Genomic DNA, 25,119 nt, shown 5'->3' on the forward strand with positions numbered 1-25,119 from the left:
TCTGATACGACATGTGCAGAGCAACCATGAAAAACGCCACGCCGCGCACCGCGCCCCTTCAGCCACGCCACTCCACGGCGTCGCCCACTGATCCGCCCTTCTTCGGGCCTATTCGCCGCAGCTAAACCCAAACCAGAGCCTAAGCCGCAAGCATAGCGGCGACGCGCCTTTTTCCGTCATCGCGCCTTCATCCCTCATTACTTTTATTTTAAATAAATACTACCAACTGTAAAAACAATCTATTGGAAGAAACAGCATGCTAGACGATAAATCCCTCTGCCCGCTGAGCGCCGCCCAGCAGGAAGTCTGCCTGGCCATCGGCCAGGAAGGCCGCAACCTTCATTACCACCTGTGCGATGTGATCGAATTCAACGGCGATTTGCAGACGCCCTTGCTGGAACAGGCCATCAGAACCGTGTGCCGGCAAGTGGAAACCCTGCGCGCCGCCTTCGACACGGACCCGGCCACCGGGCAATACCGGCAACACCTTCGCCCGGAACTGCACGAAGCCTATTTTTCCTGGCGCGACCTGTCCGCCGAAGCGGACCCGGAACAGGCCTACGCGGCGATGCTGGAGGAACTGTTGGCCGACGATATGGACCTGGCCCGGCAACCGCTGATCCGCTATCTGATCGTCAAACTGGCCGATCGCCGCCACCGGATGATAGAGCTGGGCTCCCACCTGGTGGTGGACGGCTTCGGCCACGCCATCCTGTTCAAGCACATCACCGACTGCTATGTCCGGCTGGCGCGCGGCGAGGCCGTCGAGCCGCTGCCGGCGCAGCCGCTGAGCCAGGTGTTCGAGGCGGAACAGGCCTATCGCCTGAGCGAGTCCTACCTCAAGGACCAGTCCTACTGGCGCCAGTACTGCCTGGACCTGCCCGACCCCACCCAGCTGGCGCCCGGCGACGCGCCCCTGCGCAAGCTGAACCGGTTGCGCAAGGCCTTCTCCGGCGCGGCGGTGACCGGGCTGCGGGAGGCCGCCGGCCAACACCGGCTGCGTCTGTCCAGCGTGCTGCTGGCGGCCTGCGCCACCTATCTGCACCGAATGACCGGCCAGAGCGAGCTGGCGGTGGGCATGCCGGTGGCGGCCCGCCAGCTGAAGGCCCTGCGCGAGATCCCGGCCATGGTGGCCAACATCCTGCCGCTGCGCATCTCGTTTGCGCCGGAATCCACGGTGCTGTCGGTCGCCGCGGACATCCAGCGCCAGCTGCGCCGCCACCTGCTGCATCAGGGCTACCGCTCGGAGGCCATGATCCGCGACCTGTACGCGGAGCGCGGCCACAAGCCGCTGTTCAACACCCTGCTCAATATCGTGGCCTATGACCAGGAAGTGGACTTCGACGGCTGCCAAGCCACGGTCCAGAACGTCGCCAACGGCCCCGCCGACCATCTCGGCATAGACATCTTCGACCGCAACGCCGACGGTCGGCTGGAGATAGGCTTCAACGCCAACGCCGACCTTTACCCGCAGGAAGCACTGGAACTGCATTACGCGCGGATGACCCTGCTGCTGGAGCGTTTCGTCGACGCGCCGGAAACCCCGGCCGCGGACTACCAGCTGCTGCTGCCCGGCGAGCGCGAGCGCTGCTACCCGCTGCCGGCGCGCGCCGACGCGCCGCCGGTCTTCGCCGACGCCTTCGCCGCCTCGGCGCGGAACCACGGCGGCCTGCCGGCCCTGCGCCAGGGCGAACGCGAACTCAGCTACGCCGAACTGGACGACCGCGCCGACCGTCTGGCCAGCCTGCTGCTGGCGCGCGGCGTGCGGCCCGGCGACGACGTCGCCGTCATCGTGTCGCGCAGCATCGAATGGGCGGTGGCGGCGGTGGCGCTGTTCAAGCTCGGCGCCGGCTATGTGCCGGTGGATCCCGACCTGCCGGAAGCCCGCGTCGAATACATACTGGCCGACGCCGCGCCGGCCGCGGTCATCGTCGCCGCCGGCAGCGCCGTCAAGGCCGAAGTCGCGCCGGAAAAACTGCTGCGTCTGGACGCCGCGGCGCTGGACGCGCTGCCGCCGGCCGTCCTCCCGCTCCCCCGCGTAGACCCCGCCGCGCCCGGCTATCTGATCTACACCTCCGGCTCCACCGGCAAGCCCAAGGGCGTGCAAGTGACTCAGCGCAATCTGGTGCCCATCGCCGACACCGCCATCCGGGCGGCCGGGCTGCAAGCCGGCCAGCGCGTGCTGCAATTCATCGCCGCCGGCTTCGACATGTCGGTGCTAGAAATCATGATGACGCTGCTGGCCGGCGCCACCCTGGTCATCTGCGACAAGGTCTCCAGCGCGCCCGGCAAACCGCTGGCCGCGCTGGTGAAGCGGGAAGACATCAAGCTGCTGGTGATGACGCCCAGCCTGCTGGCCTACCACCAGACCGAGGACTTCCCGCGGGACACCGTCCTGATGCTGGGCGGCGAGCCTTGCACGCCGGCGCTGCTGGCGCGCTTCTCCCACTGCCGCCTGCTCAATGTCTACGGCCCGACCGAAACCTCCTTCGCCACCTCGATCAACGCCGACTACGGCGACGGCGACCTGTCCATCGGCCCCGCCACCGCCAACACCCGGCTCTACGTGGTGGACCCGCGACAACGGCTGCTGCCGCCCGGCGCCTGGGGCGATCTGTTCATCGGCGGCCCCGGCGTGGCCCGCGGCTACCGCAACAGCCCGGAGCTGACGGCCAAGGGCTTCGTGCCCGATCTGCTGGACCCCGCCGACACCATGTACCGGGCCGGCGACCGCGTGTTCTTCGACCACCTCGGCCGCATCCATTACCAGGGCCGCCAGGACAACCAGATCAAGCTGCGCGGACTGCGCATCGAGCTGGACGAGATCAAGAACGCCCTGCTCGGCTGCGGCGGCGTGGAAGACGCCGTCGCCTTGCTGCGCGAGCTGCCGCACGGCCCGGCCATCGTCGGCTATGTGGCCAACCAGCAGCTGGAGCTGGACAGCGAGGGCCTGAAACAGGCGCTGAGCCGCCAGTTGCCGCACCACATGATCCCCAGCGTCATCATGGTGCTACCGGTCTTCCCGCTGACCCCCAACGGCAAGCTGGCCACCGGCGAACTGCCGACGCCCACGCTGCAGGACGACGGCGAGCAGGCGCCGCCGCGCACCCCGGAAGAAGAAATCATGTGCCGTCTGTTCGCGACGGTGCTGGAATGCGGCGAGGTCTACGCCAATCAGAACTTCTTCGCGCTGGGCGGGCATTCGCTGCTGGGCCTGCAACTGATCAACGACATCAGAGAGACTTTCGGCGTCTCGCTGGGCATCGCCGACTTCCTGGCCGCCCCCACTCCGCGCCAGCTGGCCCAGCGCCTGGAGCGGCCCGCCGCCTTCAGCGACCCCTTCGACGCCATGCTGCCGCTGCGCGTCCAGGGCTCCCGGCCGCCGCTGTTCTGCATCCACCCGGGCGGCGGCATCGCCTGGCCTTACGCCGGCCTGCTGCCCTTCCTGCCCGAGGATCAGCCGCTGTACGCCATCCAGTCGCCTATCCTGCGCGATCCGGACCGCGTCATCGCATCGCTGGACGAGTTGGCCGAGGAATACCGGCGACGCATCCAGGCGGTGCAGCCGCGGGGGCCGTACCAGCTGGCCGGCTGGTCGGTGGGCGGCAATCTGGCGCTGCGCCTGGCCGCCATGCTGCAGGCCGACGGCTACGAGGTCAGCTTCCTGTGCATGTTCGACAGCTATCCGCTGCAAGGCGGGCCGGCCTCGCTGAAACTGGACGACGCCACCATCATCACCCGGATGACCCGGGCCATCGTCGGCGCGCCGCGCGCCGGCATCAAGGGCTTGAAGAGCGCGATGGAGGAAGTGCTGGGCGGCAGCCAGGTAGGCGAGGAGTTTCTGAGCCGGCTGGTGAACGACTCCAAGCTGATGCTGGAGCTGCTCGCCCGCTGCCGCTACCAGCGCTACGACGGCGACCTGATCTTCATCCGCGCCACCACCGACATCCTGCGCCCCGAGGATCAGCAGCCGTCGCTCTGGCAGCCCTACATCTCCGGCAAGCTGATCGAGTACGAGGTGAACGCGCCGCATGAATGCCTGCTGCAGCGTCAGTACCTGGAACAGTTCGGCGCGCAATTCGCCGCGGAACTGCGGCGGCGCGCCCCGCTCGGCGTCGGCCAGGCTCAGGCGCAGCCGGCGTAGGCCATCGCCGTCTCAGACCCGGCCCGCGGCTTGCCGCGGGCTTTTTCATGTCGGCGATGGCTGAGCGCGGCGGATGGGGAACGGCGGCTAGCCGCCGGCGCGCTTCACCGTCCAGCCGCGCTGCTTGAGCACGGCCATCACCTGCTCGCAGTGGTCGCCCTGGATCTCGATGACACCGTCCTTGACCGTGCCGCCGCTGCCGCAGGCGTTTTTCAGCTGCTTGCCCAGTTGCGCCAACTCCAGCGCGTTCAGCGGCGCGCCCTGGACCACGGTGACCGCCTTGCCGTTGCGGCCCTTGGTTTCCCTGCGCACCCGCACCACGCCGTCGCCAGCCGGCGTCTCCGGCTTGCCGCATTGGCATTGGGCGACGGCGCAGCCACACTGCGGACACATGCGGCCGTGTTCGGTGGAATACACCAAGCCGCCGGAAACATTGCGCGATTTCATGATTTCAAACCCTGGGCCATTGAGGAAACGGCCTGCATCGTCGCGGTTTTGCCCGGCTTTGGCAAGCCCGCCCCGCCAGCCCGTCAAGATGCTGGCAAACCGACCAATCCTTTGGCATATTTAAAAGCCGCCCTTGCCCCTATCAGACCATGGACGAACTCTACCGCGACCCGGCGCCGGAACGCGCCGAACTGGATGCCCGGCCCGGCGTCACCGTGCTGGAATTCGGCGCGCCCTGGTGCGGCCATTGCCAGGCGGCTCAACCCTTGATTCGACAAGCCCTGGCGGAGCATCCCGAGCTCCGTCACCTGCAAATCGAAGACGGGCCGGGCCGCCGCCTGGGACGCAGCTACCGCGTCAAGCTGTGGCCTACGCTGATTTTCCTGCGTCACGGCCAGGAAGTCGCCCGGCTGACCCGGCCGGCGACGGCGGCGGCCGTCAGCGACGCGCTGCGGCAATGCCTGCCGCCCTGAAACCTCTCCGGCTCTTCCCCCACCCACCAGGAGTCACCCTGATGAAAACCCTGCTGCCCTACATCAACTTCCACGGCCAGTGCGAACAGGCGCTGGCCTTCTACCGCCAATGCTTCAACGGCGAGATCGTCGCGCTGATGCGCTTCGGCGATGCGGACTTCCCCAGCCCGGACGAAGCCAAGAACAAGATTCTGCACGCGGAGTTCAAGGCCGAAGGCGTGCATTTCATGGCTTCCGACGGCATGCCGGGCCGCACGCCCGTCCTCGGCGAAAACATCACGCTGAACTTCATGCTGGACAGCGAGGCGGAACAGATGGCGATCTTCGAAGCCCTGGCCCAGGGCGGCCAGATCAACGAACCGCTGCACGACGCCTTCTGGGGCGCCCGCTTCGGCATGCTGGTCGACCGCTTCGGCATCCGCTGGATGAGCAACTGTCCAAAGCAGGGCTAAACCTCCGCTCCCTCTCGGGCGCGCGGTACTGAAACGGCGCGGGCGTCGGCGCGGCGCCGTTTCGCCCGCATTTATCTATATCCATATAGCTATGTTAAAATAGCGGCATGCCGCACCTTACCGTCACCCCCGAAGCCGCGTCCCGGCTGCGCCTGCAGCTGATGGCCCTGAGCCGCCGGCTGCGCCTGGAGGCCCAGGACGACGAACTGCCGTTCGCCCAACTGTCGCTGCTGGCCTGCATCGAACGCGCCGACGGCGCCGCGACTCCGTCGGCGCTGGCTCGCGCGGAAAAACTGCGCAGCTCCAATCTGGCCGGCCTGCTGCGCGAACTCGAGGCCGGCGGCCTGATTCTGCGCGCCGGCGACCCCGAAGACGGCCGCAAGGTCCGGGTCCGCCTGAGCGAGGCCGGCCGCCAGATCCTGCAGGCTCACCGCCTGCGCAAGGACGACTGGCTGCGCGCCGCGCTGGCCGGGCTGCCGCCGCAGCGGCTGGAACTGCTGCTCGCCGCCGGCGAGGTGCTGGCGGAACTGGCCGCGGCCGAAACGCCGGCCGCACGCCTGCCTTGACCCACACGCCATAGGGAACTCTGCGATGAACACCGCTTTTATCGGTTTGGACTACATCCACGACATCATGGTCGACGGCGGCAAGGTCGCCCGCTGCGCCGAACACGCGCGCCAGCGCGGCGTCATCGCCGCCGCCAACCAGGCCATCGCCGAAGCGCGCCGCCGCGGCTGGCTGGTGGCGCAGGTGAAAGTGGGCTTCGCGCCCTCCTACGTGGAGCAGCCCAAAGACTCGCCGCTGTTCGGCCGCGCGCATGAATTCGGCGCGCTGGACCTGTCCGGCCCCGGCACCGCCTTCCATCCGGAACTGGACGTCCGGCCGGAAGACGCCATCGTGATCAAGCCCCGCGTCAGCCCGTTTTACGCCACCTCTCTGGAAGCGGTGCTGCGCGCCCATCGCATCGAGCGCCTGATCCTGGCCGGGGTCAGCAGCACCTGGGCGGTGCAGGCCGCCGCGCGCGACGCCCACGACCGCGACTACCAGGTGCTGGTGCTGGAGGACGGCTGCGCCGCCGCCAGCGAGGAAGAACACCGGATTTCGATGCGCCAGCTGGAGACGATAGCCCGCGTCATCCGTCTAGACGAGCTAGCCGCCTTGTAACAGCCTCGCGAGCCTGAACCGGCTCAATACAGATAAATGCCGCGCGGCTCCGGCGCCGGAGCCGCCACTTCCTCGCCCTGCATCTCGCGCAGCGAAGCCTCGATGCCGTGGCACAACGCGGACAGCGGCAGATCGTTGCCCTCCTTGCCGAAAGGCTCCTCCAGCTCCTCGCCTATCACTTCCAAGGCCAGATAGGTGTAGGCGATGAAGACCGCGATCGCCGGCGTCAGCCAGCCTATGCTGGTGACCAGGCCGGCCGGCAGCAGCAGGCTGTACACGGTGACGGTGCGGTTGAGCAGCACCCGGTAAGTGAAGGGGATGGGCGTGGAGGCGATGCGCTCGCAGCCGCCCAGCACTTCCGACAGCGAGTTCAGATTGCGGTCCAGCGCGTGCCATTGCATATCGTTCAGCGCGCCGTCGCCGCGCATGCGCGCGGTCAACTGCCCCAGCCAGGCCAGGATCAGCGCCGGCTTGAAGCGCGCCGCCAACACCTTGTCCCTCACCTCCTCCGGCAACAGCCGGCGCAGATGGGCGTCGTCGTCGTCGCCGCGCAACTGCGCCTTCAGCGCGTAGGCGAAGGCGCAACAGCCGTCTATCAGCCGCCGCGCGTCCGCGTGCTCCGGCGCCAGCGACAAGACCTGCCGCGCCAGCGAGCGGTTGACGATCAGCAAGCTGCCCCACAGCTTGCGCGCCTCCCAGAAACGTTCGTAGCTGACCGAGTTGCGAAAGCCCAGGAAAATGGCCAGCGACACCCCCATCAGGGTGAAGGCGGGAATGCTGAGCGCCGAGTCCGCATGCTCGCTCAGCCACCAGCCGCGCACGGCGGCGGCGGCGATGGAGATGGCGAAGACCAGCAGCAGGCGCGGCATGATGCGCGGCAGCACCGAGCCGTGCCAGACGAACAACAGGCGCAGCCAGGACGAGGTGGATCTGACAATCATGGCGGGAATATGACGAAGTGAAACGGTTGACCAGCTCCCATGATAGGGCAGCTTGCCCCTGCGCCGCCATGTTTGCGCCGGATTCAGAGCAAGTGGGGCGCCAGCGCCTCCGCCAGCCAATCCATGAACGCCTGGGCCCGGCGCGGCAGATTGCGCCGATGCGCGTACAGCAAGCTCACCGGCATCGGCGCGGCGCGGTAGTCCGGCAGCACTTCCACCAGTTCGCCGCTGTCCAGCAAATGGCGCACCCCGGATTCCGGCGCCTGGATCAGGCCCAGGCCGGCCAGGCAAGCGGCCTGGTAGGCGTCGGCGTTGTTGACGATGACGCTGCCGGCCATGGCCAGCCAATGGCTGCCGTTGTCGTCCCGCCACTCCCAGCCGGCCGGCCGCGCGCCCAGGGTGGAGACATAGTGGACCAGCCGGTGCCGCGCCAGGTCTTCCAGCCCGGCCGGCGCGCCGTAGCGCGCCAGATAGCCGGGGCTGGCGCAATTGAGCTGGCGGAAGCGCCCCAGCGGCCGCGCCACCAGGCTGGAGTCGTTGAGTTCGCCCACCCGCAGCACGCAGTCGAAGCCCTCGCGCACAATGTCCACCTTGCGGTCGGTGCTGCTCAGTTCCAGCTCCAGCCGCGGGTGGCGCTGCAGAAACTCGTCCAGCCGCGGCAAGACCTGATAACGCGCCACGCCGCTGGGCATGTCCACCCGCAGCCGCCCGCTCAGCGCCTCCTCGCCGCGCTGGAACAGGCTTTGCAACTCGTCCATGTCCGCCAGCACGTCCTTGCAGCGCTCGTAGAAAGCCTGGCCGTCCTGGGTCATCTGCACCTTGCGCGTGGTCCGGTGCAAGAGCCGCGTGCCCAGCCAGGCCTCGGTCTGCTTGACCGCCACCGAGATGCTGGCCTTGGGCAGGCCCAGGCTGTCCGCCGCCTGGGTGAAGCTGGACAGCTCCGCCACCCTGACAAAAATCTGCATCGCTTCCAGCTTGTTCATGCCCGCCGCCAATTGTTATTAATATCCGAACACTATAATTCAAATATTCATATTTGTTCATCAAAAACCATACAATAGACTGAGCTCATCGGGTCCAAGCCTGCACCCGCCCCCTACAGGAGATTCCTATGAGCAAGAAAATCGCAGTCATCACCGGCGGCAGCCGCGGCCTGGGCAAAAGCGCCGCCCTGCACCTGGCGCGCCAGGGCGTGGACGTGGTCCTCACTTATCAGAGCCGCTCTGCCGACGCCGAGGCGGTGGTCGCCGAAATCCGGGCGCTGGGCGGCCAGGCCGCCGCGCTGCCGCTGGACGTCGGCCAGAGCGCCGGCTTCGCCGCCTTCGCCGCCCAGCTGCGCCAGACGCTGGCCGAACAATGGCAGCGCGCCGACTTCGACTTCTTGGTCAACAACGCCGGCATCGGCATCCACGCCGCCTTCGCCGACACCAACGAGGCCCAGTTCGACCAGTTGATGAACATCCAGCTCAAGGGTCCGTTCTTCCTGACCCAGACGCTGCTGCCGCTGATCGCCGACGGCGGCCGCATCCTCAACGTCTCCACCGGCCTGACTCGCTTCGCCCTGCCCGGCTACGCCGCCTACGCGGCGATGAAGGGCGGCGTGGAAGTGCTGACCCGCTACCTGGCCAAGGAATTGGGCCCGCGCGGCATCGCGGTCAACGTCATCGCCCCCGGCGCGATTGAAACCGATTTCGGCGGCGGCCTGGTGCGCGACAACGAGCAGGTCAACGCCCACATCGCCGCGCAAACCGCCTTGGGCCGCGTCGGCCGGCCCGACGACATCGGCGGCGCCATCGCCACGCTGCTTAGCGACGGCGCGGCCTGGGTCAACGGCCAGCGGGTGGAAGCCTCCGGCGGCATGTTCCTCTAAAGAACGTGTTTACAATCTCGCGAGCAAGAGCGAGACAAGGCGAAAACAGCTGAGAAAGCGGAATGTACAAGTGGTACATGAGCATTTCGAAGCTGTACTCACCGTGTGGCGTCTCACGCAGCGCTGCAGATTATGAACAGGCTCTAAGAACGTGTTTACGATCTCGCGAGCTAAGGCGAGACAAGGCGAAAACGGCTGAGAAAGCGGAATGTACACACGGTACATGAGCATTTCGAAGGGGTTTTCAACGCCGTATCGCCAACGCGCAGCAGATCGTAAACAGGTTCTAAGCGCCTAAAGCGGCCCTCGCCAGTCACTAAGTGTAAGTACTTAGCTTCACCTCCGCCCCGATGAAAGCCTTGCCTGACAGGGCTTTCACCGGGGTTTCCCCTCGCCGCCCCCATACGTTTAACGCATTTGGCATAGAAGCGGCTTGCCCCCTCAGGCGGCAGGAACTAGTTTTTGAGTATCCCCCGTCCCGGAAAGCACCCGCCACATGCGCGCAGGCCTAAACCGCATTCCGTCCGCCATCCGCGGCTTGGGCCTGCGCGCTCAATTGCTGTTGTTCGCGCTGGCCTGCCTGCTGCCCGCCGCGGTGCTGATCGCCATCGGCGCCTTCGAATCGGCCCGCGACATGCGCGACGCCGCCCAGGAACAAACCCGCGTGCTGACCGACCAGGTGGACCAGACGCTGGCGGTCAAAATCACCGAACTGGAACGCGTGCTGGCGCAGCTGAGCCGGCGGCCGTCGGTGCGCCGCTTCGACTTCGACGAATGCGCCGTCGCTTTCCGCGACATCGCGCTGAGCTTCCCCTCGGCCACCCAACTGAGCCTCAGCACCGCCGCCGGCCTGTACGTCTGCAGTTACTCGCCCAATCCCGCGGTCAGGGCGCCGCCCGCCAACCCCGCCTGGTTCGCCCGCGCGCTGGCCGCTCCCGGCCTGATGCTCAGCGAACCGGTGCAGGAACCCGCCACTCAACGCTGGGTGATGATGCCCAGCTACCCGGTGCGCGACGAACAAGGCCGCGCCGTCGGCCTGCTGAGCCTGCAAATGGACTTGCTGACGTTTCAGGCCCAGGTCTTGCCCGCGACGCTGGACCGCAAGCTGACCATCGCGGTGCTGAGCCCGCAGGCGGCCTTCTTGCTGCGCTACCCCGACCCCGCGCTTTGGCACGGCAAGACCTCGATCAACGTCGCGCGCACCGTCGCGCGCATCCGCGCCAAGGCCTCCGGCTTCGAACTGGGCGTCGGCCGCGACGGCGTGTCCCGGCTCTACTCCTACCGAAAATTCTCCCAGGCGGATTGGCTGATCCTCGCCGCGCTGCCGGAACAGGAGGTGCTCGCGCCCTACTACAACCGCCTGCGCTGGGGCGCGGCCAGCGGCATCGTCACCTTGCTGCTCTGCGGCTGGCTGGCGCAACGCTTCAGCCGCGGGCTGACCCGCCCGGCGCGCCAGCTGGCGGAAACGGCGCAAGCGGTGGCCCGCGGCAACCTGAACGCGCGGGCGCAGGAGCTGGGGCCGCAGGAATTGCGCGCGGTGTCGCATCAATTCAATCTGATGCTGGACCAATTGCAGGCGCACGAGGCGGCGATCCGCCTCAGCGAGATGCAGCGCGCCGGCATCATCGACACCGCGATGGACGCCATCGTCACCATCGACGCCGAGCTGAACATCATCCAGTTCAACCCCGCCGCGGAACAGGCCTTCGGCTACCGCGCCGAACAGGTGCTGGGCCAGCCGGTCAATATGCTGGTGCCGGAGGCGCTGCGTCCGGACCACGCGCAACTGATCCGCGGCTTCGGCCAGAACGGCCCGGTCAGCCGCAGCCTGGCCCCGGCCGGCGGCGTGCGCGGCCTGCGCGCCGACGGCAGCGAGTTCTACGCCGAAGCCTCGGTGTCGCAACTGGAAGTGGGCGGCCAGAAGTATTACACCGCCATCATGCGCGACATCACCCAGCGGCTGAAAACCGAGCAGGCGCTCCAACGCCACAGCCGGCAGCTGGAGTCGCTGCGCGACATGGGCCTGACCCTGCTCTCCGCCGCCAGCCCGCAGCAAACCGCGCAGGAGGGGCTGCGCATGCTGGCGCAATTGGTGCCGTTCTGGGGCGCGTCGGCCACGGTGTTCGACTGGAGGCACGAGGAAACCATCTTCCTGGCGCTGGAGTGCGACGCCCGGGACGAGATCCCGATCGACAGCCGCTTCCCCTTCTCCAGCTATGGCTTGAGCGACCTGGAACAACTCAAGCGCGGCCAGCCCAGCTTCGCGCACGACATCACCACGCTGGCGCAACCGCCGGCGCTGGTCAAATGGCTGCGCAGCCACGGCGTGCGCGCCTATCTGCGGCTGCCGCTGATGGCGGAAGGGCAATTGCTGGGCTCCTTGAACCTGGCCTTCCTGGAAGTCGCCCACCACGGCTTCGAACACCTGGAGATCGCGCGCGCCTTCGCCCAACAGCTGGCCATCACCTTGCAGCACTCCTTGCTGCGGCTGCGCATAGAGCGGCTCAACCGCGTCTACGCCATTCTCAGCGGCATCAATATGCTGATCGTGCGCTGCCACGACCGCCAGGAGCTGTTCCGCGAAGCCTGCCACATCGCCACCCAGAGCGGCGCGTTCAAACTGGTTTGGATCAGCATGCTGGACCAGAACGACGGCCAGCACCGCATCGCCGCGCTGCAAGGACAATCCGACGCGCCGCCGGACGCCGAGGCGCTGCTGCAGCTGTCCGCCGCCGCCATCGCCAGCGGCGGCAACGTGGTCTGCAATCAGCTGGGCGCGCCGCTGCCCTACTCGGCGCGCGAGCAATTGCTGGCGCAAGGCATACGCTCGCTGGCCTGCCTGCCCTTGCCGCTGCCCGGTCAGCGCGCCGCCTCGCTGGCGCTGTGCTCCAGTGAAGCCAACGCCTTCGACCATGAAGAAATGCAGTTGCTGGCCGAGCTGGCCGGCGACATCGCCTTCGCGCTCGACCACATCGAAAAAGAGGAGCGCCTGCATTTCCTGTCCTACTACGACGAATTGACCGGCCTGGCCAACCGCAGCCTATTCCACGAGCGCTTGGCGCAGCAAACCAGCTCCAGCCATCATGAGCATCGCCGCCTGGCGGTGGTCTTCCTCGACATCGAACACTTCAAATCCATCAACGACGTCTACGGCCGCTGGGCCGGCGACCAGGTGCTGCGCCTGCTGGCCGCGCGTCTGGAATCCTTCACCGAGGAAGCCCGGCTGCTGGCCTGCGTCAAGATAGACCGCTTCGCGCTGATCATTCCCGAGGTCAAGAGCGAGGAAGACATCGCGCGTCAGGTGATGCAATTGCAGGAGCATTGCGTCGCCCAGCCCATCGCCATCCTGGACAAACAGTTGCGCGTCTCCGCCAAGTTCGGCATCGCCATCCATCCGGAAGACGGCGCCGACGCGGAAAGCCTGCTGGAAAACGCCGAGGCCGCGCTCAAGCTGGCGCAAAGCACCAATGAGCGCTATCTGTTCTACCGCCAGGAAATGAGCGAACGCGCCGCGGTGACGCTGGAGCTGGAAAACCGGCTGCGCCTGGCGCTGGAGCGCCAGGAATTCGTGCTGCACTACCAGCCAAAAGTGGACGCGGTGTCGCGGCAGATCGTCGGCGTGGAGGCCTTGCTGCGCTGGCAGAGCCCGGAACGCGGCCTGGTGTCGCCGGCGCAATTCATTCCCTTGCTGGAGGAAACCGGCCTGATTCTGGAGGTGGGCGTCTGGGCGCTGCGACAGGCCGCGCGCGACCATCTGCGCTGGCTGGAGGCCGGCTATCCGGCGCCGCGCATCGCGGTCAACGTCTCCCCGCTGCAACTGCGCCAGGCCGATTTCTCCGAACAGCTGCGGCAGGCCTTAAGCGAAGGCGCCGCCGTGCCGGGCATAGACATCGAAATCACCGAAACCGTGGTGCTAGACAACCTGGACACCTGCGGCGAAACCCTGCGCCGCATCCGCGACATGCAGGTGGGCATTTCCATCGACGACTTCGGCACCGGCTATTCCTCGCTGTCCTACCTGGCCAAGCTGCCCACCCAGGAGCTGAAGATCGACCAGTCCTTCGTGCGCGCGATGCTGAACGACCAGGACGCGATGACGCTGACCGGCGCCATCATCGCGCTGGCCCATTCGCTGCAGCTCAGGGTGGTGGCCGAGGGCGTGGAAACCGACGAGCAGGCCACCGCGCTGACCTATATGTTCTGCGATACCCTGCAAGGCTATCTGTTCAGCAAGCCGCTGCCGGCGGCGGAGCTGGAGCGCCGCTTCTGGCGCGAGCGGCCGGACCCCTACGCCCCGCTGCTCAATATCGCCCAAGAGCCCGCCGCCACGCCGGCGACCAGCTAAGAGAGGCTAACAAAATCAGTTTTACGCCTGAGGCAAGGCGCGCCGACGCGGGCAGTACTTGAGTACGATAAGTCGGCGCAACGCCGCATCAGGAGTTTTGTTAGCCGCTCTAAGGACCTGTTCACGATCTCCCCGGCAAATAAACGCTAGCCCAACCCGCTGCGCCGCCTTGACCCCGTCCCCGCTCTCGGCAACAATCCCCCCGTTGCCGCCCAAACAAGCGGCACACGGGATTGGCGTCCCGTTACTTAACTATCGATTTGCTTGCACGGAACACTGCGCAAGCAGTTTTTCTATGCCTACGCACTCTTGGCAGGTGCGTGGTGGGGGAGTGCCATGCACTCGCCGGTTTGATAGTTAAGTCCGGTACGCCAATCCTGCCACGCGCCTGCCTAATACCTCAGCCTTCCCCGGCAGGCGGTTTATCTTGTGTCACAGCAGGAGAAACGCCATGTCTTACATCCTACCTCCCCGCCGCCGCTACAAACTGGCCGCCCGCGAACAGCAGGAAACCCGGCTCCCCTTCGTCCGCTACCTGCCCTCCCGCAACCACCCCCACTACTGGCAAATGCCCGCCGCCGCCGAAAACTACGCTCTCGCCTGCGCTTACGGCCGCGAATGCGCCGCCCATTTGCTGCAATGGTTGAAGGACAATCCGGAATACGTCGGCACCGGCCTGCTCAGCCGCGTCGCCCGCGACATCGATTTCGACGACCGCAGCCAGCGCGGCCACTGGATGGGCTTCTTCAATTATTTGGAGCATATGCTGTGGCTGGGGGCTCGCCGGGTCCAGGTCTACCGTCACCTGGACAACCAACACCAGCTGCATGACGCGCGCACCCTGCGCGCATGGCTGGAGGCGCGGCAAGCGCGACGGCCTCTCTAAAAACCGCCAAGCCAATCCCTGATCCGGCGTCGGCGCGCCTTGGCTCAGGGACGCCGCGCGGTGTTGTCGGCGCTTGCGCGGACGCAAAAAAAGGGAGGCCTCAGCCTCCCCTCGTCCCCGTTCGGGCCGCGCTCAGCGCGGCCTCTTTATGCAGCCGGACCGTGATCCGGCTGCCTATGCCTAGTGTAAGCCTTTTGGTTTAACGATTTCCGGTTTATTTAGCTGCGGAAGCCGCGGCTTTCTTGTGGGTTTTCTTGGCGGCGTGCTTCTTGTGCTGCGCCGGCTTCTTGGCGGCCTTGGCCGGAGCGGAAGCTTCCGCCTTGGCGGCCTGGGCTTTCTGGGCCGGAGCGGATGCCGCCGGCTTGTGGGCCTTCTTCACCGCGTGCTTTTTATGCTGCGCCGGCTTCTTGGCGGCCTTGGCCGGGGCGGAGGCTTCGGCCTTGGCGGCCTGGGCTTTCTGCGCCGCGCCGGAGGCGTGCTTCTTCACCGCCTTGTGCTGCGCTTTCTTGGCCGCGGGCGCGGTCTTGGCGGCCGGAGCGGAAGCCGGCTTGGCGGCTTCGGCGGCGAAGCCGGCGGCGGAGCTCAGGGCGAAAGCGGCGGACAGTACGATCAGGCTCAGTTTTTTCATGATGACATTCTCCAGTCGGGTCAGGATGGCGTCCGTCTGCTCAGTGCTGCCGCGACGCCGGGCTTGGTGTTTCCTTGCTGCTCATCCTAGGCGTCCCGGTCCGTCCCCGTCTGTGAGTCAGATGTAAAAGCGTGTAACGCCGCGTAGCCCGCGCTACTGAGTCTGCACCTCGAGCTCGCTGATCCGATACTCGCCGTCCAGCCAAGCCACGACTTCGCGCGCGCAGGCGTGGTCCAGCGCCGCGTAGCGCTCGCGCAGTTCGGCGGCGCGCTCGCCCAATTGGTCCAGGCCCACGTCCTGCAAGGTCAGCAGGTCCCGCCACAGCATGTCGGCCAGTTCCTCGCCGGCCACCACCTGGGCGGCGCGGCGCATCGAGGCGCCGTATTGATAGCGCGGCCCCAGCCGGTAGCTGTCCGCCAGCGTCAGCGCTGGAATCAGGCTGAGCGCCGCTTGCTGCGCCGGATTGATGCCGTGCGCCGCCAGCAGCTCGGCGTTGGCCGCGGACCGGCCGGTGAAGCCGCGCAGATGCAGGTATTGCGACATCCGCGGGCCGTCGTTCACCGGGTAGTTGTCCCACAACACCGGCTTGCGGCCCAGCCATTTGCCCACTTGCAGCAGGTGTCCGGGCGAGATTTCGCGCGAGCACACCTCCTCGCCGGTCCAGAAAATGTCGATGTCCGGCGCCAACCATTGGCCCAGTTGCTGCAAATAGCCGACCGGGCGCTGACCGAACACCCGGTCCAGCACCGGATCGCTGGAATAGTAGCTGGGACAGACCAGCAGCCGCTCCACCGCGCAGCGCTGACGCACCCAGGCGACGATCTCCGCCTGGCGCTCCGCCAGATCGGGCAGATCGCCGCGCATGTCGTCGAACAGGATGGCCAGCTGGCTGACGCCGATGCGCTGCAGCTGTTCCAGCTTGCGCGCCAGCGCCCGGCGGGCCTCGTCGTTGAAGTCCAGATACGCCTCGTACGGGCTCAGGCCCATGCCGAAACCGACCTCCAGCCGCCGGCAATGGCCGGCGAAGGCCGCCAGCCTCTCCTCCAGCTCAGCCGGGTAGTCCAGCTGCCACTGGCGGCGCAAATACGCGTCCGCTTTCGGCGCGTACAGGTAGAAACGGTAGCCGTGCGCCGCCAGCGTGGTGGACAGCAACTCCCGCTGCGCCCAGGTCCAGGGCTTGCCGTAAAAGCCTTCGATAATGCCTAAGGGGATGTTCATTGGAAAACCTTCCGCGTCTTCGGCGCAGCGGCGCCGGCCATCGGAAAAAATGATGCCTTCATGAATGAATTGACCCAATAAACTGCGTCAAGTTGCATTTAAAGCCGAGAATCCGGCGCGTTTATGCCATTGCCGGCAACGCCGCCGCCCCCCCGCCGGCGGCTCAAAACCGCGGCCAGCCCTCGCTCAGCAAGCGGGCGAACGCGTCCGCCGGCAGCGGCCGCTGGAAAAGAAAGCCCTGTATCTCTTCGCAGCCGCATTCGCGCAGCAAAGCCAGCTGGCTCTCGGTTTCCACGCCTTCGGCGATCACCGCCAGCTTCAGGCTGCGCGCCAGCGCGATGATGGCCGAGGCGATGGACACGCTGTCCGGGTCCCAATCCAGGTCCCTCACGAAGGACTGATCTATCTTCAGCCGGTCCAGCGCCAGGCGCTTGAGGAAGCCGAGCGAGGAAAAACCGGTGCCGAAGTCGTCCATGGCCAGCGCGACGCCCAGTTCCCGCAGCCGCCGCGCGGCGAGGACCAGGGCTTCCACATCGCTCATCATCACGCTTTCGGTCAGCTCCAGTTCCAGCCAGCGCGGCGCCAGGCCGGTCTCGCCGAGCACCCGGCGCGTCAGCTCCACCATGTCCTGAGCGGCGAATTGATGCGCGGACACGTTCACCGCCACCACCACCGGTTGCAGGCCCTCGTCCTGCCAACGGCGCGCCTGGGAGCAGGCGGCGCGCAGCACCCACTCGCCCAGGGGCACGATCAGGCCGCAGGCTTCCGCCAAGGGGATGAAGTCCGCGGGCGGCAACAGGCCGCGGCGCGGATGCCGCCAACGCGCCAAAGCCTCGCAGCCGAACAGGGCGCCGTCCGCCAGCCGCAGTTGCGGCTGGTAGTGCAGCTCCAGCTCGTCGCGCTCCAGCGCGCGGCGCAAATCGTTCTCCAGCTCCAGCAACTCCATCGAGCGCGCGTTCATTTCCGCCGCGTAGTAGCGGAAGCCCCAGCCGCCCACCCCCTTGGCCTGGTAGACCGCCGCCAGCGCGTTGCGCAGCAGGCCGTCGCCGTTCTCGCCGTCCTTGGGGTAAACCGCGACGCCTATGCTGCAGGACAGGAAGATTTCGCGCCCGGCCTGCTCGAACGGCTCGGCCAGCAGCTTGAGCACCGCCTGGGCCAGGCCGGCGCCGACCATCTCGCCGCGGCCGAACAGGATGAACTCGTCGCCGCCCAGCCGCGCCAGGGTGTCCGCGTCCGCCACGCCCTCGCTCAGCCGCTGCGCCAGCCCCCGCAGCAATTCGTCGCCGGCCTCGCGCCCCAGGGTGTCGTTGATGCTTTTGAAGCGGTTCAGATTGAGGGCCACCACTTCCAGCGCCGCCGCCTCGCGCCGGCAGTGGTGCAACGCGTGGTCCAGCCGGTCGCGCAGCAGATTGCGGTTGGGCAGCCCGGTCAGGTCGTCGAAATTGGACTGCCGCTCCAGTTGCCGGATGTAGCGCTGCCGCTCCCGGATGTCGGTGAAGCTCACCACCGCCCCCAGCTGCAAACCGGCGTTGCGCATCGGCACCGCGGAGAAGGCCACCGGCAGCGCGTCGCCGTCCTTGCGGCGGAAAGCCCCTTCTCGGTCGCGCGCTTCGCCGCCCGGCGGCGGCATGACGGCGCCCGGGCCGTCGCCGTCGCCGCGGAACAGGCAGAAGCTGGCGCTTTGCCCCAGCAATTCCTCCGGGCGGTAGCCCAGCATCGCGGCGGCGGCGGGGTTGATGAAATTGATCGCGCCGTCGACGCCGACGCCGAAGATGCCCTCCGCCGCCGAGTTCAAAATCAGTTCGTTTTCCGCCGCGCGCCGCGCCACTTCAGCCTCCAGCCGCGCGTTGCGGTCGCGCAGCGCGTCGCGCGCCGCCTTCAGTTCCAGTTGGGTCTGCACCCGCGCCAGCACCACCGCCGGCCGCACCGGCTTGGCGATGTAGTCGACCGCGCCCAGTTCCAGGCCTCTTTCCTCGTCGCCGGGCGCGTCCAGGGCGGTGAGAAAGATCACCGGAATGTCGCGGCAAGCCGGGCGGCTCCGCAACAGGCTCAACACCATATAGCCGTCCTGCTCCGGCATCATCACGTCCAGCAGGATCAGGTCCGGCGCCGGCGACTGCGCCGCCATGCGCAGGGCGCGCCGGCCCGAGGTGGCGACGCGCACCCGGTACAGCGGCGTCAGCAGCTCCCCCAGCACCCGCAACACGTCGGGGCTGTCGTCCACCACCAGGATCACCCGTTCGCCGACGCGCGGGGCGTTCATCGCGGCTCCCGCGCCAGGCCGTGCCGGACGCTCAGCTTGCGCAGCTGCGCGAGCGCGGCGGGGAAATCGAAAGCCTCGATCCGCCGCTCCAGTTCGGCCAGTTCGGCGGCGTCCAGTTGGGCGCGCAAGGCCGGCAGCAAGGACAGGAATTGCTGTTCGGCGCGGGGATCGTCCGCCGCCAGCAAGCTCTCCAATTCCTGCAACTGCGCGCGCGAGGCCGCCTCCAGCGGCGGCGGCCCGCTCCGGTTCTCCGCCTCCGGCAGCGCGTCCAGCGCCGCGCACAGGGCCGCCAGTTCCCGGCCCAGCGTCTCGGCGCGCGCCGGCATCGCGTCCCCGGGCAGCCCCTGCCTCAAGGCCGTTTCCAGTTCGGCGGCCTCGGCCTGGACGCGGACCAGGCCCAAGGACGCGGCGGCCCCTTTCAGCGAATGGGCGAGGCGGCACGCCTCTTCGCCCGCATCGGCGCGCGCCAGGCTCTCCAGCCTGGCCACGTCGTCGCGATGGATGCCCGCGAATTTGCGCAGCAAGCGCTCAAAACGCTCCAGATCGTCGCCGACGGTGCGCAGGCCGGCTTCCAAGTCCACGCCGGGCAGGCTCATCAACAGCGCGCGCCGCCCGCCGTCCGGCGCCGCCTCGGCGCGGGCCCTCCCGGATCCGCCCCCCGACGACAGCCATTTCAGCAGCAAGCCGAACAGCTGCTCCGGGTCCACCGGCTTGGCCACGAAATCGTTCATGCCGGCCTCCAGACAGCGCTGGCGATCTTCGTCGAAGGCGTTGGCGGTCATGCCCAGGATAGGAGTCCGCTCCCAGCCCGGCAGGGCCCGGATCCGGCGCGTCGCCTCCAGGCCGTCCAGCTCCGGCATCTGCACATCCATCAGCACCAGGTCGTAGCGTCCCGCCGCCGCGCACTCCACGGCCTCGCGGCCGTTTCTCGCCAGTTCGGCCCTCAGGCCGACGCTGCCCAGCAGCCAGAGCGCCACTTCCTGATTGATCACGTCGTCCTCCACCACCAGCACCCGCGCGTCGGCGCGCTGCAGCAGTTCGGCTTCGACCTCGTCCGGCGCCGCGCCGGCCGGCTCGGCGGCGACGCTCTCCCCCCGCGTCAGCCAGGCGGTCAGCCAAAACGTACTGCCGCTCCCTTCCCGGCTGGCCACGCCCACCTCGCCGCCCATCAGCGCGGCCAGGCGCTGGGTGATCGCCAGCCCCAGGCCGGTGCCGCCGTATTTGCGGGTGGTGGAGTCGTCCGCCTGCTGAAAGGCCTGGAACAGGCCGGCCAGCTTGTCGGCGGGAATGCCGATGCCGGTGTCGCGCACCTCGAAGCGCAGCAGCAGGCGCTCGCCCTCGCTGCGCAACAGCCGGGCGCTCAGGGTCACCGTCCCCTGCTCGGTGAACTTGACCGCGTTGCCGGCGTAGTTGAGCAAGGCCTGGCGCAACCGGGTGGGGTCGCCGCGCAGGCAGGGCGGCACGCCGGCGTAATCGATCTCCACGCGCAAGCCCTTGGCCTGGGCCGGTTCGTCGATCAGCGAACCCACATGCTCGAACAGCGCGCCGATCGAGAAATCGGTCCGCTCCAGCGACAGCTTGCCGGCCTCGATCTTGGACAGGTCCAGGATGTCGTTGATGATGGTGAGCAGATGGCCGCTGGCCGCCAGCACCTTTTCCAGCTTGGCCTGCTGCTCCGGCCGCGGCTGGGTGCGCATCAGCAAATGGGTGAAACCGATGATGGCGTTCAAGGGCGTGCGGATTTCATGGCTCATATTGGCGACGAAGGCGCTCTTGGCCAGATTGGCCGCCTCCGCGTCCTCCTTGGCGCGCACCAGGGCCTGCTCGGTTTCCTTGCGCCGGGTGATGTCGGTGACGAAGCCGATGATCTTGTCCGAGTCCCCGGGCTGGTCCGGCAAGTAATACAAAATCATTTCCACCGCCACCAGCCGGCCGTCCCGGGTCCGTTGCTGGGTTTCGAACTGCGCCCGGCTTTGCCGCCGCAGCCGCTCCACGGTGCGCGCGTAAACCTCGGGCGTGGTGTCGGGCACGATGTCGGACACGTTCAGGCGCAGCATCTCCTCCACGCCGTAGTCCAGCAGCTGCGCCGCGTAGCGGTTGACGTAGATCAGCCGCCCGCTGGCGGCGTCCACCCAGTGTATGCCTATGCCCACGCTGTCCATGGCGAACTGGGTGGTTTGCAGCTTGGCGCTGGTGGCGCTCACCTCGGCGGTGCGCACCGCCACCAGTTCCTCCAGGTGATGGCGATGCTGGTCCAGTTCCAGGCCCAGGCGCTTTTTCTCGCTGATGTCCTCCTGCAGGGACAGATAGTGGCTGATCTTGCCGTCCGGCTGGCGGATAGGCGAAATATGGGCGAAGTCGACATAGTCGCTGCCGTCCTTGCGCCGGTTGAACAGCTCGCCCTTCCACGCCTTGCCGGCTTGCAGCGCGTCCCAAAGCTCGGCGTAGGTTTCCGCCGGGGTCAGGCCGGACTTGAGCAGATTGGGCGTCTGTCCCATCACCTCTTCCCGGCTGTAGCCGGTATTGCGGACAAAGGCTTCGTTGACGTATTCGATCCGCGTGTCCAGATCGGTGATGACCACGCTCTCCGGGCTCTGCTCCACCGCCATCGACAGCTGGCGTATCCGCTCCGCCGCCTGCCGCCTCAGGGTGATGTCGCGGAAAGCGCCGTAGACGCCGCCGTCCGGCAGCCGGATCGCGTTCAGTTCCACCGGCACCTCGGCGCCGTCCTTGCGGCGCACCAGCATCTCGGCGCTCAATTGCTCATTGGACAGCAGCCGCCGGAACAGCGCCTGCGCGTCCTCCGCCGCGGAGTCGGCGCTGAAGTCGCCCACCCGCATCGCCAGGATTTCCGGCTCCTCGTAGCCCAGCAGTTGACGGGCCTGCAGATTGGCGTACTGATAGCGCCCTTCCGCGTCCGCCACCAACACCGCGTCGGCGGCGTGGTCCAGCACGCTGCGGTAGCGCGCCTCGGCGCTGGCCAGCGCCTGGGTTTTTTCGCGCAGCGGCCGCAAATCGTTGTACGTGCCGAAGAAGCCGCAGAAGGCCCCGGACAGATCGTGCATGGCGGTGACGGAGGCGTAGACCGGGATGATTTCGCCGTTGCTGGCGACGCGGGCCAGTTCGCCGCTCCAGCGCCCTTGCTCCACCACCTGCCGCTCCAGCGCCGCCCGCTCCGCTCGTTTGACCGGATCGTCCGGGATGAAACGGGAGATGGACGAGCCCAACAGCTCGTTCATCGAATACCCCATCAGCTCGCCGAAGGCGGCGTTGGCGTAGAGGATGCTCTTGGCCGCGTCGGTCATCACCACCGGTTGCGCCGACTGGTCCAGGGCCTCCGCCAGCCGGTGGCGCTCTTCCTCCATCGATTTGCGGACGGTGATGTCCTCGGTGAAGATCACGATGCCGCCGATGAAGCCGTCGCGCGCATGCCATGGCCGCGCTTCCCAGCACAGCCACTGCGCCGCGCCGTCCTGGCGCAGAAAGCGGTCTTCCTCCGCGCGTATCACCTCCCCGGCGAGCGCCCGCCGATGCACCTCCCGCCAGGCGGCCGAAATTTCCGGAAACACCTCGTAGTGAGACCGGCCGATGATGGTCTGGCCGTCCAGGCCGTAATCTTCCAGCCAACGCCGGCTGGCGGCCAGATAGCGCATGTCGCCATCGAACATCGCCAGCGCCGCCGGCGCGTGCTCGATGAACAGCGTCAGCCTTTCCTCGCTCTCCAGCAGGGCGTTCTCCATCGCCTTGCGGTCGGAGATGTCCTGCATCGCGCCGCGCACCGACAGCACCTCGGCCCCGGCCAGCACCGGCCTGCCGGACACGCGCACCCATTTGCGCCGGCCGCCGGCGCTGAACAGGCTCAGTTCCAGGTCGTAGGGCTCGGCCTCCTCCCGCGCCCGGCGCATGGCCTCTTCGATGCGCCGCCGGTCGTCGCCGCGGTAAAAGCTGGAATCCGCGCCCACGTTCACCGGCGCGTCGTCCGGCAGGCCGTGGATGCGCGCCACTTCGGACGTGCAGCCGCCGCGGCCGCTGGCCGGATCGAACCACCACCCGCCCACCCGGGCGATGGCGCTCATTTCCTGCAGCAGCTCCTCGCGCTGCCTCTGCTCCGCTTCGGCGCGCTTGCGCGCGCTGATGTCGGAAGCGATGCCGCACACCGCGTAGACGCTCCCCGTCGCGTCGCACAAGGGAAACTTGTACACCAGATAAGTGTGCGGGCCGTCGTCCTGCGGCACGGTTTCCTCGTATTCGCGCGCCTGGCCGCTGTTCAGCACCTCCATATCGGCGCAACGCAAATTGGCCACCACCTCGGGCGGGAACAGGTCTTCGTCGCGCAGGCCGCGCATGGCTTCCGCGCTGATATGGAATAAATCCGGATAACGTTGATTGACCAGCAGATAGCGGCCGTCCACGTCCTTGACGAAGATCACCGCAGTGGAGTTGTCGATGATGGCGCGCAACAAGGCCTGCTGGCGCGTCAGTTCGTTCTCGGCCCAGCGCGAGCGGCGGTTGATCAGGCGTTGGCTGAACAGGCTCAAAATCAAGCCGCACAAGGCGAACAGGACGATGGAGACGGCGTCCGGCGGCCGGGTTATGGCGAAACTCCACTGCGGGGGGATGAACAGATACCAGACCAGCGGCACCGACACGGCGGTGGCGACCAGGCCGCCGGCCAGCCCGCCCAGCGCGGCGGCGATGAAGACGGCGGGATAGAACAGGAACCAGGCGTAAGGGCGGACCCAGTCCCACAACAGCCATTGCGCGGACATGGCCAGCAAGGGCACCAAGAGCCCCACCCCGCACGCGCGCCATGGAACGGCGGCGAGGAAGGCCTGGAAACGCCAGCCCCGCGCCCCTTGTTTACAATCCGTCAATTCTCGGCCTCGACTCGAAAGCTGGCTTGGTTTTGTCTGTTCTCACGATAGACCACGCCATTCCGCCGGACAAACCGCCTACTGCCGCCGCAAACGCCTGCTTTCCCCCTCCGCGTCGCACCATTGCAGCATCCCTCCTTCGGCCAGCAGGGTTTCCGGCAGCACCGCGGCGCGCGCCAGTTGCGGCGTCTGCGCCGCCACGGTCAGCGGGTAGGCGATGGGCACGCCGTAACGGCGCGGGCTGCGCGCATAGCAGCCGTGCTCGTTGTAAAACAGTTCCAGCCAGGCTCCGTCCCCGCTCTCATAACGCCCCGGCGGGAACATTTGCTCGTCCGGCTGCTGCCGTCCCGGCGCAGGCAGGGCTTCCAAGGACTCGCCGCTGGCGATGCGCGCCAGATCCCGCCCCAGCCTCTCCACCGGCGAGCCGAAGGCGTTGGCCAGCACCACCACGCTGCCGCCGCCGGGCAAGACGCTCATGAAGGCGAAGAAGCCGTTGACGTCGCCGAAGTGCTGGGCCAGCCGCTGCCGGCGACCGGCCAGCGTCCAGTCCTCGCCGTAAAACCCGTAGGCGTACTCCAGAGCGCTCACGTCCAGCATCAGCGCGGCCAGCTTGGCCGGCAGCGCCTCTCCCCGCTGCAACGCCTCCAGCCAGCGGCACAGATCGCCGGCGCTGGAGGCTAGATCGTAAACGCCCCAGGCCACCGACATGTCCATAGGCTCCGCGTAGCGCCACGGCGCGCCCGGATGCAGGCCGCGCGCCGCATGCGGCAGGATGGCGCGGCCGTCGTCGACATAGGTGCGTTCCAGGCCCAGCGGCCGAAACAGGTATTGCTGCCGATAACTGGCGAAATCCTGATCCGCCACCCGCTCCACAATGGCCGCCAGCAACAGATAGCCGGTATTGCTGTAAGCGTGGGCGACGCCGGGCGGGCAGGCCGGCGGCAGCGCGTGCGCCCAGTCCAGCAGCTCCTGCGGCCGGTGCGCCAGCCGCATCCGCGTCGGCCAATACTCGGCCGCGCTGGTGAAGTTGGCGGTGCCGGCGCTGTGATTCAGCAATTGATGCAGGCTGATGCCCGCCGCGTTGGGAAAATCGGGGAAGAAGCGCTCAAGGCTGTCGCTCAGCTCCAGCCGCCCCTGGGCCACCTGCTGCAACAGTGCGGCGGCGGTGAAGCTCTTGCTCAGCGAACCGATGCGGAACACCGTGTCCTGCTCGTTGGCCACGCCCAGGCCCGGATCGGCCATGCCGCCGGCCACCGCCGCCCGCTCGCCGTCGGCCAGGCCGACGGCGGCCACGCCGTGCAGGCAGCCCGCCGCGTTCCAGGAACGCAGATACGTTTGCAAAGCGGCCACCGTGTTCATGCCCATGCCTGTTCCCCGTCAGTCAGGATAGTCTAGACGCCAGGCGGCGCCGCGC

At 67.5% G+C, this 25,119-nt stretch carries 16 protein-coding genes; 8 read left to right on the forward strand and 8 right to left on the reverse strand.

What is annotated here, in order from left to right; translation table 11 throughout:
* The first annotated feature begins 256 nt into the window (after window positions 1–256).
* On the forward strand, window positions 257–4,144 hold the full coding sequence (locus JW897_RS05975) for a non-ribosomal peptide synthetase (protein WP_205465479.1): 3,888 nt from the start codon (window positions 257–259) through the stop codon (window positions 4,142–4,144).
* An 87-nt stretch (window positions 4,145–4,231) separates the two neighbouring features.
* Here JW897_RS05975 and JW897_RS05980 read toward each other — a convergent pair whose 3' ends face one another.
* The gene (locus tag JW897_RS05980; RefSeq protein WP_048413826.1) at window positions 4,232–4,591 is read right to left on the reverse strand and encodes a translation initiation factor Sui1; all 360 of its coding nucleotides are present in this window, start codon (window positions 4,589–4,591) and stop codon (window positions 4,232–4,234) included.
* A 149-nt stretch (window positions 4,592–4,740) separates the two neighbouring features.
* Between JW897_RS05980 and JW897_RS05985 the strand changes: the two genes are divergently transcribed.
* The 4 genes from JW897_RS05985 (at window position 4,741) to JW897_RS06000 (ending at window position 6,680) form a co-directional block, all read left to right on the forward strand.
* Window positions 4,741–5,064: a thioredoxin family protein gene (locus tag JW897_RS05985; RefSeq protein WP_048413827.1), complete on the forward strand. Its 324-nt coding sequence runs from the start codon at window positions 4,741–4,743 to the stop codon at window positions 5,062–5,064.
* Between the two features lie 41 nt (window positions 5,065–5,105).
* Window positions 5,106–5,516, forward strand: a complete 411-nt coding sequence (locus JW897_RS05990) for a VOC family protein (protein ID WP_205465480.1) — start codon at window positions 5,106–5,108, stop codon at window positions 5,514–5,516.
* Window positions 5,517–5,623: 107 nt separating this feature from the next.
* Window positions 5,624–6,082, forward strand: a complete 459-nt coding sequence (locus JW897_RS05995; RefSeq protein WP_205465481.1) for a MarR family winged helix-turn-helix transcriptional regulator — start codon at window positions 5,624–5,626, stop codon at window positions 6,080–6,082.
* A 25-nt stretch (window positions 6,083–6,107) separates the two neighbouring features.
* Window positions 6,108–6,680 (forward strand): cysteine hydrolase family protein, encoded by a 573-nt coding sequence (locus tag JW897_RS06000; protein ID WP_205465482.1) that lies wholly within the window; start codon window positions 6,108–6,110, stop codon window positions 6,678–6,680.
* A 23-nt stretch (window positions 6,681–6,703) separates the two neighbouring features.
* Here JW897_RS06000 and JW897_RS06005 read toward each other — a convergent pair whose 3' ends face one another.
* Window positions 6,704–7,621, reverse strand: a complete 918-nt coding sequence (locus JW897_RS06005) for a bestrophin family protein (RefSeq protein ID WP_048413831.1) — start codon at window positions 7,619–7,621, stop codon at window positions 6,704–6,706.
* Window positions 7,622–7,704: 83 nt separating this feature from the next.
* The gene (locus JW897_RS06010; protein ID WP_048413883.1) at window positions 7,705–8,604 is read right to left on the reverse strand and encodes a LysR family transcriptional regulator; all 900 of its coding nucleotides are present in this window, start codon (window positions 8,602–8,604) and stop codon (window positions 7,705–7,707) included.
* Window positions 8,605–8,732: 128 nt separating this feature from the next.
* Here JW897_RS06010 and JW897_RS06015 point away from each other — a divergent pair, with 128 nt between their 5' ends.
* From JW897_RS06015 to JW897_RS06025, 3 genes are all read left to right on the forward strand, one after another.
* Window positions 8,733–9,491, forward strand: a complete 759-nt coding sequence (locus tag JW897_RS06015; protein ID WP_205465483.1) for an SDR family NAD(P)-dependent oxidoreductase — start codon at window positions 8,733–8,735, stop codon at window positions 9,489–9,491.
* 496 nt (window positions 9,492–9,987) lie between these two features.
* Complete coding sequence (locus tag JW897_RS06020) at window positions 9,988–13,836, forward strand: EAL domain-containing protein (protein ID WP_205465484.1); 3,849 nt, start codon at window positions 9,988–9,990, stop codon at window positions 13,834–13,836.
* 451 nt (window positions 13,837–14,287) lie between these two features.
* On the forward strand, window positions 14,288–14,722 hold the full coding sequence (locus tag JW897_RS06025; protein WP_048413833.1) for a hypothetical protein: 435 nt from the start codon (window positions 14,288–14,290) through the stop codon (window positions 14,720–14,722).
* Between the two features lie 214 nt (window positions 14,723–14,936).
* Here the strand turns inward: JW897_RS06025 and JW897_RS06030 are convergent, their stop codons facing one another.
* From JW897_RS06030 to JW897_RS06050, 5 genes are all read right to left on the reverse strand, one after another.
* A complete protein-coding gene (locus JW897_RS06030; RefSeq protein ID WP_205465485.1) occupies window positions 14,937–15,350 on the reverse strand; it encodes an acid-shock protein in 414 nt (137 codons plus the stop codon).
* Between the two features lie 153 nt (window positions 15,351–15,503).
* The gene (locus JW897_RS06035) at window positions 15,504–16,568 is read right to left on the reverse strand and encodes a beta-N-acetylglucosaminidase domain-containing protein (RefSeq protein WP_205465486.1); all 1,065 of its coding nucleotides are present in this window, start codon (window positions 16,566–16,568) and stop codon (window positions 15,504–15,506) included.
* 163 nt (window positions 16,569–16,731) lie between these two features.
* On the reverse strand, window positions 16,732–18,831 hold the full coding sequence (locus JW897_RS06040; RefSeq protein WP_205465487.1) for a putative bifunctional diguanylate cyclase/phosphodiesterase: 2,100 nt from the start codon (window positions 18,829–18,831) through the stop codon (window positions 16,732–16,734).
* Complete coding sequence (locus JW897_RS06045) at window positions 18,828–23,705, reverse strand: PAS domain S-box protein (RefSeq protein ID WP_205465488.1); 4,878 nt, start codon at window positions 23,703–23,705, stop codon at window positions 18,828–18,830. Before JW897_RS06045 ends, JW897_RS06040 begins: the two co-directional genes overlap by 4 nt.
* A 78-nt stretch (window positions 23,706–23,783) precedes the next feature.
* A complete protein-coding gene (locus tag JW897_RS06050) occupies window positions 23,784–25,070 on the reverse strand; it encodes a serine hydrolase domain-containing protein (RefSeq protein ID WP_205465489.1) in 1,287 nt (428 codons plus the stop codon).
* Between the last annotated feature and the right edge of the window lie 49 nt (window positions 25,071–25,119).

It is taken from the genome of Chromobacterium alkanivorans (genome assembly GCF_016937655.1).
GTDB lineage: Bacteria > Pseudomonadota > Gammaproteobacteria > Burkholderiales > Chromobacteriaceae > Chromobacterium > Chromobacterium alkanivorans.